Origin of the sequence: Treponema phagedenis (genome assembly GCF_008153345.1) — a bacterium.
Classification (GTDB): Bacteria; Spirochaetota; Spirochaetia; order Treponematales; family Treponemataceae; genus Treponema; species Treponema phagedenis.
The window spans coordinates 2,801,214-2,815,701 of the sequence record NZ_CP042818.1 but is presented as its reverse complement, the minus strand read 5'-3'; the positions used below and the strand labels follow the sequence as shown (position 1 = coordinate 2,815,701).

At 39.1% G+C, this 14,488-nt stretch carries 12 protein-coding genes; 4 read left to right on the top strand and 8 right to left on the bottom strand.

The genetic code is table 11. From position 1 onward, the window contains the following. Window positions 1-505: 505 nt before the first annotated feature. Together aroH and FUT79_RS12365 are read left to right on the top strand one after the other, a co-directional pair. Complete coding sequence (gene aroH / locus FUT79_RS12370) at window positions 506-892, top strand: chorismate mutase (protein ID WP_002701277.1); 387 nt, start codon at window positions 506-508, stop codon at window positions 890-892. Beyond that, window positions 882-2,534, top strand: coding sequence for a glycogen synthase (locus FUT79_RS12365; protein WP_024753159.1), 1,653 nt, complete (start codon window positions 882-884; stop codon window positions 2,532-2,534). The genes aroH and FUT79_RS12365 overlap by 11 nt, the downstream gene beginning before the upstream one ends. 498 nt (window positions 2,535-3,032) lie before the next feature. On the opposite strand, the gene truA is transcribed toward FUT79_RS12365, so the two are convergent. The 8 genes from truA to FUT79_RS12325 all read right to left on the bottom strand — a co-directional run bounded on the left by truA (window position 3,033) and on the right by FUT79_RS12325 (window position 11,261). Further along, window positions 3,033-3,818, bottom strand: a complete 786-nt coding sequence (gene truA / locus FUT79_RS12360; protein ID WP_002699283.1) for a tRNA pseudouridine(38-40) synthase TruA — start codon at window positions 3,816-3,818, stop codon at window positions 3,033-3,035. Between the two features lie 5 nt (window positions 3,819-3,823). Continuing rightward, the gene (locus FUT79_RS12355; RefSeq protein ID WP_002699286.1) at window positions 3,824-4,699 is read right to left on the bottom strand and encodes a DUF2225 domain-containing protein; all 876 of its coding nucleotides are present in this window, start codon (window positions 4,697-4,699) and stop codon (window positions 3,824-3,826) included. Then, a complete protein-coding gene (locus tag FUT79_RS12350; RefSeq protein ID WP_002699287.1) occupies window positions 4,692-5,072 on the bottom strand; it encodes a holo-ACP synthase in 381 nt (126 codons plus the stop codon). Before FUT79_RS12350 ends, FUT79_RS12355 begins: the two co-directional genes overlap by 8 nt. Further along, window positions 5,050-6,030, bottom strand: coding sequence for a CdaR family protein (locus FUT79_RS12345; protein ID WP_002699289.1), 981 nt, complete (start codon window positions 6,028-6,030; stop codon window positions 5,050-5,052). The genes FUT79_RS12350 and FUT79_RS12345 overlap by 23 nt, the downstream gene beginning before the upstream one ends. Beyond that, the gene (gene cdaA, locus FUT79_RS12340; RefSeq protein WP_148889709.1) at window positions 6,008-6,829 is read right to left on the bottom strand and encodes a diadenylate cyclase CdaA; all 822 of its coding nucleotides are present in this window, start codon (window positions 6,827-6,829) and stop codon (window positions 6,008-6,010) included. Before cdaA ends, FUT79_RS12345 begins: the two co-directional genes overlap by 23 nt. After that, complete coding sequence (folP, locus tag FUT79_RS12335) at window positions 6,816-7,667, bottom strand: dihydropteroate synthase (RefSeq protein ID WP_024753163.1); 852 nt, start codon at window positions 7,665-7,667, stop codon at window positions 6,816-6,818. The genes cdaA and folP overlap by 14 nt, the downstream gene beginning before the upstream one ends. A gap of 10 nt (window positions 7,668-7,677) precedes the next feature. Continuing rightward, window positions 7,678-9,570 carry a 1-deoxy-D-xylulose-5-phosphate synthase gene (dxs, locus tag FUT79_RS12330; protein ID WP_148889708.1) on the bottom strand — a complete coding sequence of 631 codons (1,893 nt, stop codon included), beginning with the start codon at window positions 9,568-9,570 and terminating at the stop codon, window positions 7,678-7,680. A gap of 437 nt (window positions 9,571-10,007) precedes the next feature. Next, on the bottom strand, window positions 10,008-11,261 hold the full coding sequence (locus FUT79_RS12325) for an ISNCY family transposase (protein ID WP_148889707.1): 1,254 nt from the start codon (window positions 11,259-11,261) through the stop codon (window positions 10,008-10,010). 176 nt (window positions 11,262-11,437) lie between these two features. Here FUT79_RS12325 and FUT79_RS12320 point away from each other — a divergent pair, with 176 nt between their 5' ends. Then, on the top strand, window positions 11,438-12,730 hold the full coding sequence (locus FUT79_RS12320) for a Na+/H+ antiporter family protein (RefSeq protein WP_002699303.1): 1,293 nt from the start codon (window positions 11,438-11,440) through the stop codon (window positions 12,728-12,730). A 191-nt stretch (window positions 12,731-12,921) separates the two neighbouring features. Continuing rightward, window positions 12,922-14,463 carry a histidine ammonia-lyase gene (hutH, locus tag FUT79_RS12315; protein WP_148889706.1) on the top strand — a complete coding sequence of 514 codons (1,542 nt, stop codon included), beginning with the start codon at window positions 12,922-12,924 and terminating at the stop codon, window positions 14,461-14,463. Window positions 14,464-14,488 lie beyond the last annotated feature (25 nt).

The window sequence follows — 14,488 nt, the reverse complement described above, 5'->3', positions numbered from 1 at the left end:
AATAAAAGATATATTTTTGAAAGCACGTTGTAACCGTTTTTTGGTTCGCAGTTTTAAAAATTGAAATTCGGATATGGTCAACGTTAGGCATAAAGACGGACGAACATGTTTGTTCTTTATTTGAATAGAATGAAATTTAGTATGTTTTAGTATATTTATGGATGCAATGCAATCGAAAGTAAAACAATTAACGGTAAGATTTTTACATCGATCGGTTATATATCTTACTGTGCTCCTTATCTCTTTCTTACTCTTTTATTTCTTTGGTAATTTTCAAGGATTCCTTGATGAAAGCCAATTATTGTTACTAAGAATTATTTCAGGATGCGGATTATTTCTTTCTCTTATGTGCATATTTGCATTTTGCTTTGAGTTATATTTTTATTTGCGTACAAAATTTAAAACATATCGACGTTTATCGCTGATAAGTTTTTTTGCATTTATTTTTGCAGTTATTATCTCGATAACCGGCACTGTCATCATTATCTTGTCTAAGGGTCTTTAAATGTTTTTTAAAAAACTATTTGCTGTTCGCGGAGCTGTCTGTTGTGAAAATGCAAAAGATGATATTGAAGAAAAAGTTTCATCTTTGTATAAAGAAATCCTTTCCAAAAATAGAATAAAAGAAAGAGATATTATTTCAATTCAATTTACTGTTACCGATGATCTGGATGCTTTAAATCCTGCAGCCGCATTACGGAGAAGAAAATTTGCGACAAATATTCCGTTATTTTGCGCTTGCGAGCCGGAATACCCTGAAAGTTTAAAAAAAACAATTCGGGTACTTATTCATTTTTATGGAAAACAAAAACCTTCCCCCATATATATTTTCGGAGCCGAAGTTTTAAGACCCGATATTTTTGCAACAAAGGATCTGCACCATGATACATAAAAAACTTTGGTTAGTAAGTAGAGAGTATGCAGGTATTGCCGAAGCGGGGGGCGTTAAAAATGTTGTGAAATCTCTTGCAACAGGTTGCGCGTCTCTTGATTTAAAGGTGAAAGTTTTTCTTCCGCAATATGCTTGCTCGCCGCCGCTATCAACAGTTCCTATTTTGGAAACAAAAATCCCAATACGCGACATCTTGCATACGGTTCGATATTTTTCTTTGACAAAAAAAAAGGTACAATTTATTTTTGTTGATACGGAAATATTTAATACTAAACAAAATGTTTATACTTATTCGGAAGAAGAGGCTGAGCATTTTAATGCGCATTCAAGTATCAAAGTTAAGAAAGGAGAGGGCTATCTTGATACGCCTGAAATGAACATTCTTTTTCAAAAAGCGGTTGCCTTTTATGCCGAATTTTTTAATAAAACGCCCGATATTCTTCATTGCCATGATGCGCATACTGCATTATTACCGGCATTTATTATGACAAAAAAATATCTCGCAGACTCTTTTGCAAACACTAAAATGATTGTTACCATTCATAATGCAGGAGACGGATATAGACAAACGCATTATGATTATGAAGATTTTAAAAAGCTAACCGGTTTTACTGATGAAATTTTATCCTGCGCAAGGGCAGGGGAGGGAATTGAACCTTTTCTGATTGCAGTTAAATTTGCCGTTCTTACCACAGTCTCCGGACAGTATGCAAAAGAATTAGTGAACCCGGCGCTTTCAGATTTTTCTAAAAAATTTTCTTACGCCTTACAAGAAAAAAACATCTCGGTTATAGGAATTACAAACGGCATAGATTATGATCATTACGATCCGATGAAAAAATCGGTTTCCCTTCTTCCCTTTACCTTTAATCCTGAAGAAAACAACTATGAGGGTAAATATAAAAATAGAAAATTTTTATTGCAGACTCTTGCAGATGCTGAAGGAAAAAATATTGATAAGTATGAGGGCATAAAATGTTTTGGCAATTTTTATCCAAGCAATGAACCGACTATTTATTTTATGTACCACGGGAGAGTTGTAAAACAAAAAGGAATACATATTTTACTGAAAATTATTCCTCAAATAGTCGGCAAGTTTCCTCAAACCCGTTTTTTTATCATGGGGCAGGGAGAAGCCGAGCTTGAGCAACTTTGTATGAAGGCTACAAAAGATGCTCAAGGGCACTGCATTTTTTTTAAGGGTTACAATCGATCTCTTGCAAGGCTGGTAACCGCTGCTTCTGATTTTACTGTTTTGCCGAGTCTGTTTGAACCCTGCGGTCTTGAAGATTTTATCGGACAAATATTTGCAACTATTCCCATAGCGCATGCTATCGGCGGGCTAACAAAGATTGAAGACAAAAAAACCGGCTTTTTATACCGGATTCCTATTCCGAACGGAAAAACTATTTCGGAGTTAAGCGTGGATGAAAAAATCTTTCTGCATGAAACTGTTTTAAGGGATACGCTTATAAAAATAATTAACACCTTTCCGGCCGCAAACTGCCGCACTGTTTCTGAAATTCCGGCTTATTCCGCGATTATACAAAATGCGATCCGGCAAATAAAAACAAAATTTTCTTGGAAGCATATTATACAAAAAAGCTATTTTCCGTTATACGGTATTGAACGTGATTCTTAAATACGGTGTAACGTTTTTTTGATAACTCGATCCTGTTTCAATGCATCTTATAGAAACCAAACCTACGAGTTTCAAAGTTTCCTGTTATAAAAAGGAGCTTGACACGGCGCAAGGGCGAACCCTTGGAATTTCTACCTTTGGTTCGCCTACGAGTTTTGCCTGCTTACGCTGGAGTATCAGGCAAAACATCGTTTGGAATTGAGCAACGGTGAGCAATTTACCATAGTGATGCTGAATCCGGTAAGCTTTACAAATACTTTTGCTTTAAAACATCCTGCTGCGTGGAACCACCGCCACGCCCTGATTTTTAGTATTCTTGATTAAATCAGTGCTGCGAGTTTAAAAGCTTCAATTTTATAATTTTGTATTGATGCTTTAAAACATTGTTTGGGATTTAGCAACGGTGAGCAATTTACTAGCAGTAATCTTTTATTCGGGAAATTTTATTGTCGATATGTTCTTGAATGTGAACTTAATTACAAAACCTTATGCCGGAAATTATGTACCCTTTAATAAATCTTCCGGATATGTTATATGCCAGAGAAAAAGCCCTTGCGGAGGGGCGGTAGGTCCTGCTAATCCTCTATCTTTGAGTTCGAGAATTTTTTTAAAATCATTTTGAGTGTAGTGCTCTTTTTCGCAACGTAAAAGCGTTCCGGTAAGAGAGCGAACCATGCGCCATAAAAATGCGTTTGCGGAAATCTCAAAAACAAGGAAATCCTTTTCGATAAAAAAATGAGCGGAGAAAATATATCTGGATTTACTGGCGCTCTGATCCTTTGCAAAAGAAAAACTGGTGCAATCAAGCTCTCCACGCAAAACGGCTGCATATCGATTTAATGTGCTGATATCGGGATACCGTTTTATTTGCCAACAATATGCTTGTTCATGAGCAAACTCTCTTTTTGCACATTGTATAAAATAGCGGTATGTGCGTGCTTGTGCTGAAAAACGCGCATGCAATTGAGGCGAAACTTCTTGCGCATCAACCACTCGTATTTGCTTCGGCAAAAGTGAGTTAAAGGCGGGAATAAAACTTTTTGCTTCTATCGTTTGTATTTCGGTAAAAAAATTCGCAGCTTGTCCGATTGCATGCACGCCGGTATCTGTTCTTCCCGCCCCAATAATTTCTTTTTTTTGTTTATGAATTTTTGATGCAGCTTTTTCTATCTCACCCTGAATAGTTGGAAATGTTTCTATACCGTTTTTTACCTGTTTTTGCCAACCTGAAAAAAAAGTTCCGTCATAAGAGATACGTAAAAGTATATTGCGCTGAGTTTCCATGTGTTTTAGTCGTCTTCATTTAACTCAAGTTTAAATTTATCATAAAGATCACGCGCCATTTCCAGCAGGGGACCGGGTTTTTCTTTTGAGGATTTACCGAGTCCGAACATTTTTGCAAGCACTCGTTTATTATATTGCATTCGCTCTTTTCTCAATTCGGGATCTTTTTTTGAACCATATTTATATTCAAGCAAACAACTTAAATATAAGACCCCATCGTATCCGTAATTTTTATCAGTATCCGGACCGAACGATCGCATTCCTGCAATCATTTCCTTTCCCTTGCTTTCAAGCTCAACCGCATTTCGATAGAAAAAAAGTGCTTTTTGATAAAAAAGAGAAGAGACATAGGTATAATTTTCTTCAGGATATTTTGTACCAAGATCTGAAAAAAGCCATGCGGCGCGCAAAGCACAAACCGCTTGTTTAATGGTCGGTGAAAATTTCTTATCAAAAGCATCATAACATAAAATTGCCAGATAATAAGAAACAGCCCCTTCGGATAAGGTTCGCATGGTATTAAAATCAACAGTCGGAATTAATCTTCTTACGGAAAGATAGCGAGATTCCATCGTGTCAAAAATTTTTTTTATTGTATCCTTATCGATATTTCTAAAATCATTTAAAAAAGTTGCGTACAAACATTTCGGGCAAACAACAATTTGATAAATCGGTGGAAATATTTCTCCGTATCTTTCAGAGTTTTCGTATGTTCTTCTTAACTCGTCAGTAAGTTCCCCTGCAATCAACCTGCCTCCGCCTGAATGCAACTCTTCTTTTTTAAATTTTGTTCCGCAAATAGGGCATTCAATTTGATCTTTTGCATAAAAGGAAATATTCAATTCTTTTTTTTCATTTTTTTCCGGTTGTCTTCTAATCATTTTTTTCTCCTTCTATAATTACAATAGCAACGGCATTGTTTTTTTCATGACTCAGTGAAAGATGCAGATATTTTCCTTTAAGATTACGGAAAACATTTTCCGCATTTCCCGAAATCTTTAATATCGGTTTTCCGTTGATGTTTTTTGTTACCTGTATTTCTTTCAGCCTAATATTTTTGAGTCCCGTGCCGAGCGCCTTTCCAAAGGCTTCTTTCGCGGCAAATCTACTTGCAAGAAATTCATTTTTTTTACCGCAATCATAAAACAAACGCACTTCTTCACTGTGAAAAAAACGCTCCAAAAGTTTTTTATTATTTCTCCATTTCTGCATTCTTTGTATTTCTACAATATCAATCCCGATTCCCAGAATCACTTTTTTCTTTTTCCTCCGTTTTTTCGGTAACGGTTATTTGCATTTCTTTTGGTGTATAATAGAGTACGGATGCTCCTGCCGGTAAATTTATTTGTATCGGAAGAATTGCTGTTCCGGGTTCTGTGATATTTTTGCACGACAGCGAAAAAAATAAGTCGGGACTCAGCATCTTGAGCAATTTTTTCGGTGCTTGAATTTGTGCGCTTATTTTTATCGGATCAAAAGAAACCAGAAGATTATCCGCCACATTAGTTATATTTATTATTGAGGTTTCAAATGTTTTCAAGGTGGCAACTTCTTGAATCTTTATGTTATATTGTATTTGCGAATTGCCGATTACCGAAATAAGAGGATTTGTGTTGACGATATTTGCCACTCCCGAAAAAGTAGCGGTTTTATCGTTGACATTTATTTCCTCGGTGTTTAAATTTTCATATGCATGCACAGTTGAAGACGGTCCTTTTACGGTTATAAATTCCGGACTAATATTTGATTCCGATATTTGATAACCGTCCGGAGGGCTCCCTTTTATCGATAAAACTATGGGTACCTTCCTTTCGATATCATATTCAAGCTTAAGAAAAATATTCGCAGGCTCTGCAGAAACTTCCAGCGGTTTAATATTTGAGGCAGTACCCTGCAATTGAATATCTATCGGAATTTTAAATTCTCCTTCATTTTTATAATTTGAAATATCGATAGACGCAATGATATCCGTTTCTCGGATGGGACCGATACTTTCGCTTTCTCCTGAAAGAGAAACTTTTATCATTCGCGGATAAGTAGTTGCGGGAACAAGCTCGCTTCCCTGATTTTTTATGATAAGCGGTACAGATATGTATCGTCTTTCTTGTAAGCTGCCCTTATAAAAAAGAGAGAGCAAAAGAGCGAGCGCAAGGCAAAGAATTTTTGCCGGCCAATTGTGAACAAGAGATTCAAGCCAACTCATTTTGTTCATGTTCAGCACCTCCCTGCTCTTTTGTATCTCGTATGGTTAAATCAAGTAAGTGTTCCAGTTGATGCAAAGCATCGGTTGAACTTAAATCATAATATAGCCTTGAATCATATGCAAGACTTATTGCCCCGGTTTCTTCCGAAACGATGAGTACGACGGCGTCGGTTTCTTCGCTTGTGCCGAGAGCGGCTCGATGGCGAGTTCCAAAAGATTTTCTAATATCCTGTTGTTCGGAAAGAGGTAAAAAGCAACCGGCTGCAACAATTATTCCGTTTTGTACAATAATTGCGCCGTCGTGTAACGGCGTGTCATGTCCGAAAATAGTAACAATAAGCGAAGAAGATATTTCTGCATTTAAACGGATTCCGGTATCGATAATATCTTTTAAATTATTTCTTCTTGCAAATACAATAAGTAAGCCGCGTTTTTTTTCGGAAAGAATTTCAGCAGCTGTTATTGTCGCATCAATATGCCGTTGTTTGGATAATGTATTGTTACGGAGCCAACTCCCTTGCCCTATCTTAAGAAAGATTTTACGCAGTTCAGGTTGAAAAACAATAGCCGCACCGATAACGATTCCCGCTGTAATTGTTTTTAGTAACCAAAGCAGTGTTTGCAGTTGAAATACAAAGGCTATGGCATAGATTACTAAAAGAGATAGCGCACCTTTTAATAATTGAGCAGCCTGTGTTTGAATCAGTATTTCATAGGTTTTATATATTAAAAATGCAAGTAACGCGATGTCTAAAATATGCTGGATATAATCGGTGTAAAGGGTAAAAACCGTTCTAATGAATTGCATATTTTTGTATTTCCTTTAAAACGCTCAACATATCGCGGGTTTCTTCCACATCATGTACGCGTAAAAAACGGGCTCCTTTTTGTATCGCAATCATATTTGCGGCAATTGTTCCCGCAAGTCTTTTTTCTTGGTTTTGACCGGTTGCGGTACCGATAAAACTTTTGCGCGAAAGTCCTGCTAACACCTCGTATTCCGCATCACAAAGCCGGTCAAGGTTTGAAACCAAAATAAAATTATCCGCAGCGGTTTTTCCAAAGCCGATTCCCGGGTCAAGAATTATGCGCTCTTTTTTAATTCCGAATTTTTCTGCGTAGGCGGCTCGCGCTAAAAGATAGTCCCGCACCTCAGTTATAATATTGTGATACTGCGGATTATTCTGCATAGTTGCCGGCGTTCCCTTTTTATGCATTAAAATAACCGCTGCATCTTCCAAAGCAATAAGCTGCGCCATATCATCGTCATCTTCTAATGCGGAAATATCATTACAAATATTTGCGCCTTTTTTAAAAGCTTCTTTCATAACAAAGCTTTTTCTGGTATCCACCGAAATGGGGACATCGGTTTCTTTTCGCAAAAGTTCTATTACCGGAATGATTCTCCCACATTCTTCTTCGGCAGAAACATATTCCGAACCGGGTCTGGTAGATTCTCCGCCAATATCGATAATATCGGCGCCGGTTTCAATGAGGCGCAAAGCACGCTCTGCCGCGGCTTTTGCCTGTGGTGTTCTGCTTCCCTCCCAAAATGAATCCGGCGTTACGTTTATGATTCCTTGAATGAATGCCGGTAACTCTGTTTGAATGGTAATATTTTTCCCGCAGTTAAAAACGATAGCCATGATCTAAACCTCACAAAATTTTTATGGTTTGCATAATCAGTTCTTCGGCTTTTTCCGCAATATGATTGGGAGAAAGTCCCGCCGCCATCAAAATATCAAGTCGAGCTCCATGCGGATAAAACATATCTTCAAAGGCTAAAAGAGCGGTTTTTATATTTGCATACGATGTTTGTAATTCAGTTTGAAGCTCAAACGAAATGCTTCCTATTTTTGCTCCGTCTTCGATAAAAATAACAATTGAATAGTTCTTTGCAATTGAGAGAAAATACTCTTTATCGACCGGCTTAACAAACCGCAAATTATACATATCGCTGAATATTCCTTTATGAGCGAGCATATTTGAGGCTGTCTGCACCTCCGAAAAAATACCGCCGGTACATACGAAAAGAATTTTTGATTTATCATTATGGCGGATGAGAACGCCTTTGCCGGTCTGTACCGGAAGTGAAAAAGCATCCTGTTCTATGGCGCAGCGTGTTTTCGGATAACGGATTGCTATCGGCGTGTCTTGCGCAAGTGCCCAATGAAGCATGAGGGCAAGTTCTTGCGCTGAAGCGGGAGCAAGAATATTCATATTCGGTATCGTTCTGAGGATGCTTAAATCGAAAATGCCTTGATGTGTTTCCCCATCGTCCGGAACCGCTCCGGCGCGATCAATTGCAAAAATAACCGGAAGATTTTGTATTGCGGTATCATGAATAATTTGGTCGATTGCTCTTTGCAAAAACGTACTGTAAATGGCAACAATAGGTCTAAGCCCGGTAACCGTTAATCCCGCGGCAAAGGTAACCGCATGCTGTTCCGCAATACCTACATCAAAAAAACGTTGTGGATAAAGGCGCGCAAAAGGTGCAAGCCCTGTTCCGTCAGACATTGCCGCAGTAATTGCCACAATTCGTTCATCATTTTTTGCTTCTGCAAGAATTGCCCGCGAAAATGCTTCCGTGAAGGTAATAGTCTCGTTTTTTTCTATAGTTCCTTCGGCAAGCACAACGGGGCCAACACTGTGAAAAGCGCAAGGATTATGCTCTGCAAGCGGATGCCCCTTTCCTTTTACAGTTTGTACGTGCACAACTGCGGGATGATTAAGCTTTTTCACGTTGAGTAAAACTTTTTCAAGCTCTCTTTCATTATGCCCGTTTAATGGTCCTACATATTCAAATCCGAAATCAACGAAGATATTATTTCGATAAAAGAACCCCTTTGCACCGTGTTTTAAACGCCAAAGCATGTCCCGCAGCTTCGGTCCGACATAAGGAATTGCATTAAGACCCTTGTTTGCCAGATATTTTAATCGCTGGTAGCCGGCGCGCATGGTAAGCCGGCTTAAATACTCCGATATGGCGCCGGTGTTTTTACTGATGGACATCTTATTATCATTTAAAATGATAATAAGATCACTGTCTTTTTCTTGACATGTATTGGAAAGCGCTTCAAACGCCATACCGCCAGTGAGCGCCCCGTCTCCGATTACGGCAATAACTTTTCCTCTTTTTCCTTGTAAGCGATTTCCGGCTAAAATGCCTTCCGCAACGGAAATTGACGTTGACGAATGTCCCGTATTAAACGCATCATGGATACTTTCTTCCCGCTTCGGAAAACCGGAAATACCGTCTTTTAAACGTAGCGTATGGAACCTTTCATACCTTCCGGTTAAGAGCTTATGAGTATAGCATTGATGCCCGACATCCCAAAGAATGCTGTCCTCGGGAGAGGAAAACACTCTATGTAAGGCAATTGTAAGCTCAACCACGCCAAGGTTACTTGCCAAGTGTCCGCCGTTACTGCTTACTACCTGTAAAATTGTTTTACGAATTTCCGCTGCAAGCAAAGGAATATCCTTTGCAGATAAGTCTTTTAAATCTTGAGGCGATTTTATTTTTGATAATAAATCCTGATTCATATTTTTTCCCGAGCGTATGTGTAAAAATAAAACACATAAACCACTTACAATCCGCAATTGTTTTCTTTTAAACTAAGAGAACGTATAGATTTATCTTAAATTAGGTAGAACAAAAAAAAGGGTTGCAAAAAAGCTCTTCTTTTTATCAACCCCTTTCTCGTCTGCTAAAGATAGTAATTCGCTGTAAAATCGTTATTTCTTATTCTTATGCCGATTCTTTCTCAGCTTTTTTTTACGTTTATGTGTTGCTATCTTTCTCTTTTTTCGTTTTTTTCCGCAGGGCACTTAAGCACTCCTTAAAAATAGATTTACATTATAATATCGTTATTTTCTTAAAAGGTCAAGAGAAAGAAAAAAAGTTGTCAATAACCAGTGAATATTTCACCCCTAACGGGGGTTAATTTTGCAATGAAAATTGCACCCCTTAACACATCGAGTTATCCTGCTTTTGCATCTTTAAGTAAGAATTCATAAATCAAGTCAATAACTACTTGAGGCAGGTCTCCGGTTCGTCCAACCGTATCGGTTCGGTATATATCATCGAGCGGTACAATCGGATAGAATTCATCATGTATTAAAGCGCGTATACCATGCTTTTGGGAAATCAATACATTTACCGTTGTGCCTGCGCCGAATTTATTCTGCTCAATTTTAAACAAATGGTTTTTGATTGAGATGGTAGATCCGCTTGAAAGTTTGCGCGTAATAACCGATGACAACAGTTTATCAAGATCGAGTGTTTTTGGCGTCGGTACAAACATTGAATATGAATCGCAGGCAGGAACACCAAACTGTTTGTTGAAAATACCGATATACTCTTTTAAGAATTGATTTGCTTGCTCTATGGTTGTGATGTGGCGTCGTGCAAATTCAACAGGGAGTCGGCTTTGTAATGTTTGCCATAATCGCTCAACACGTCCTTTTGCTTGTGATGAATGAGCCGGGAACATATCGATTCCTAAGTACTTGATAATTTTGCCGAATTGTGTTACTTGTTCCTTGGTTCCTTGTAATTGCTCCTCAATGGATAACTGTTTTTTTGCATTAACAAAAAAAACGCTACACTTATCCGGATAAAGAGCGGCAGGGAGTCCGTAATTTTCGAGTGTCTGCCGCAGAACTTCTAAATATCCGAGCAGGCACTCGTTTTTGCATAAATAAAGACCGGTAATCATTCCGCGCGCATCATCAATAAAAGCATGTAATGCGGATTTTTCTTTCCCGCCGAACCAAGGAAACGGGGTTGCGTCCACTTGCAACAGCTCTCCGAAGCAAGCTCTTCTATTGCGCGTTTTATGCACCTTCTTTCGTGTTCGTCTTTTCTTTGGTGAATAAATTCCATGTGATAACAGAATACGGCGCAGAGTCGAATATGACAGCTGCAATTGATATTCTTCAGTTACTATTTCATGAAAATGCAAAAAATTGCTTTTTGACAATGCGGGATCGCTTCGCAGCGCAAGTAATCGCTGCTCAATTTCTTTCGAGGTCTTCTTTGCAGAGGGACGCTGACTGTTGCCATGCAGCATTGCTGCTAAACCCTTTTCTTTGAACGCCTTTTTTAATTGCTGTACGCGTCTTCGTGAAAGGTTTAATCGAAGCGCAGCTTGTTGTACCGTACATCTCCCCTCTAGGCAGTTGGCGATAACATGTCCTCGTGTAATTTGATCAATGCTCATAAATAATTTCATTCCTCCAGTTTAGTGTAACAAGTCAATAATTTCACCTCGGTAAAATATAGGGGCGAAATATTCATTGAAAACTTATAGGGGTGAAATTATCACAGATTAAAGACACAGTATAAAAAAAACTTGACAGCTCTGTTTTCTCATGATAGCGTTTAAAGTAGTTATTATAAGGAGGTTTTATGTTAAATCCTGTAGTTGTAGCTGTTATTGTAATGACAGCATTATGTCTTTTTAAAGTCAATGTTTTGATTGCTATTATGATCTCTGCTATGGTTGGCGGAGTTGTCGGAGGGTTGGGCTTTACCGAAACGGTAGGTATCCTCATCGGCGGTATGGGCAATAACGGGGAAACAGCATTGTCTTATATCTTGTTGGGAACTTTGGCGGCCGCTATAAGCCAGACGTCGATCGTAGAGCTGCTGGCAGTAAAGTTATCCAAAGGACTTAAGAATAAAAAAATACTTTTTGTTCTTATAATTGCCTTTTTAGGTTGTTTTTCACAAAACGCAATCCCTATTCATATTTCGTATATTCCTATTTTAATTCCGCCTTTGTTGGTTGTAATGAATAATATGAAATTGGATAGACGGGCGATGGCTTGTGGCTTAACCTTTTCCGTAAAATGGCCATACGTGGCAATTCCTGCAGGTTTCGGTCTTATTTTCCATGGAATTATTGCAAAAGCAATGGAGCAAAACGGACTGCCGTTTGAAACTACCAACGTATGGAAGGCTATGTTAATACCGGGTTGCGGTATGATTTTAGGTCTTTTTATTGCGGTATTCTTTTCGTACAGAAAACCGCGAGAATACAAAGCAACTGATACAGTTGTACATACCGGAGAAGATGCAAACTTTGGAATACGCGAAGTATTTACGATCATTGCTATAGTCGCCGCATTTGTAATTCAGATTTTGACAGGCTCGATGCCGCTCGGAGGTCTTGCCGGTATTTTAATACTGATGGTGACAAGAGTAATCAAAATAAAAGAAGTTGATGACGTTATCGCTCAGGGCATTAAGCTTATGGGTTTTATAGCCTTTGTAATGCTCGTTGCAGCAGGTTTTGCGGAGGTAATAAAAGCTACAAACGGTGTGGATGCGCTTGTTACAGCAAGTGCAAGCCTTATTGGCGGAAGCAAGTTAATCGGAGCTATAATAATGCTTTTAATAGGCTTAGGTATTACGATGGGAATAGGAACTTCATTCGGTACGGTTCCGATAATTGCAACCATATATGTTCCGCTTGGAGTAAAACTGGGATTTAGCCCGATGGCTATTGCTTGTTTGCTCGGTGTTGCGGGAGCCTTGGGGGATGCAGGTTCTCCGGCATCGGATTCCACACTGGGGCCGACGGCAGGTCTTAATGTTGACGGGCAGCATGACCATATATGGGACACATGCGTTCCGACATTTATGCATTATAATATTTCGCTTATTATATTCGGAACAATTGCCGCAATGATTTTATAAAAGACCGCGGTGTAAACCTCTAAAAACATCCGTTTTTAGAGGTTTACCTTTTATTAAAAAACAACTTATTGCAGCATGTTAGTAAAATCATGCTAAATAAATTACAAAAAAGTATCAAAAAAATCTAAGGAGAGTCTCTAATGGTTTTAGAGGCGCTCATAAATAAAATCTTATAAGCAAGAAGGAGCACTATGAAGGTTATATTATCAGGAAATAATCTTGATTTAGAGCAGGTAATTGCCGTCGCAAGAAATCATGCGGAAGTTGAGCTGGACAAAAAAAGCATTGAAGCGGTTGAAAAGTCAAGAAAATATGTTGAGGAAATAGTTGAAGAAGAGCGGGTCGTATACGGTATCAATACGGGTTTCGGTTCGCTGTCCTGTGTGAGTATATCAAAAGAAGATAATGCTCAGCTTCAGGAAAATTTAATACGAACGCATGCAAGCGGTTTCGGGGATCCGCTCGGAGAAGATGAGGTGCGGGCGGTAATGCTCATAAGGATAAACTCTCTTTTAAAAGGCGTTTCCGGAATTAGGCTTTCCACCGTGGAAACATTGCTGAACATGTTAAACAAAAATCTTCTTCCGTTTATACCTGAAAAAGGTTCGCTGGGAGCATCCGGAGATTTAGCTCCTCTTGCGCACATGGTTTTGCCCATGTTGGGACTTGGGAAAGCGTACTATAATGGAGAACTTTTGCAAGGCGGCGAGGCTATGAAAAAGGCGGGAATACCGGTAATCAAACTTGCCGCAAAAGAAGGGCTTGCCCTTATCAACGGAACAACGGTGTTGACCGCCATAGGCGCCCTTGCCCTTTACGATGCAATCAATCTTGCAAAAATAGCGGATATTGCCGGCGCAATGTCGCTTGAATCTGCACGAGGTATTATAGACGCCTTTTATGAAGAGCTCCATGTAATACGCCCGCATAAGGGTTCGCTTACAACGGCAAAGAATTTGCGGGAATTGCTTGCGGATTCCGGATATATTACGCATACTGCGGAAATCAGGGTGCAGGATTCATACACGTTCAGATGTATGCCGCAGGTTCACGGCGCAAGCAAAGACACCCTCAATTATGTAAAAGAAAAAGTTGAGATAGAAATAAATTCCGCAACGGATAATCCGATTATCACGCAAGCGGGGCAGGTAATAAGCGGCGGCAATTTTCACGGAGAATTGATGGCACAGCCCTTTGACTTTCTTGCAATAGCTGCTTCGGAAATAGGAAATATCTCGGAGCGAAGAATTGAGCGATTGGTAAACACGCAGCTTTCAAAAATGCCTTCATTTTTGGTAAAGCATCCGGGGCTTAATTCCGGCTTTATGATTACCCAGTACGCGGCTGCCGCCCTTGCATCGGAAAATAAAACACTTTCGCACCCGGCAAGTGTGGATTCCATTCCTTCATGCGAAAATCAAGAAGATTTTGTTTCGATGGGGCAGTGGGCGGCCAGAAAGGCGCGCGAAGTGGTTAAAAACGCTACAAGGATTATTGCCGCCGAGCTTATGATCGCCGCTCAAGCCCTTGATTTCAGAAAAGAAATGGAAGACAATAAATATCAATTCGGGAAGGGGACAGGCGTTGCGTACAAAGTTATGCGGGAATTCGTAAACTTTATCGAAAAAGATGATAACATTGAAATCTATGATGAGCTTGAAAAAGCAACCGACGCCATACGAACCGGCAAATTGTTGAACGAAGTATCAAAAACGGTAAAACTGGAAATTTAAAATCTGTTTAAAATTATTTTTTTAA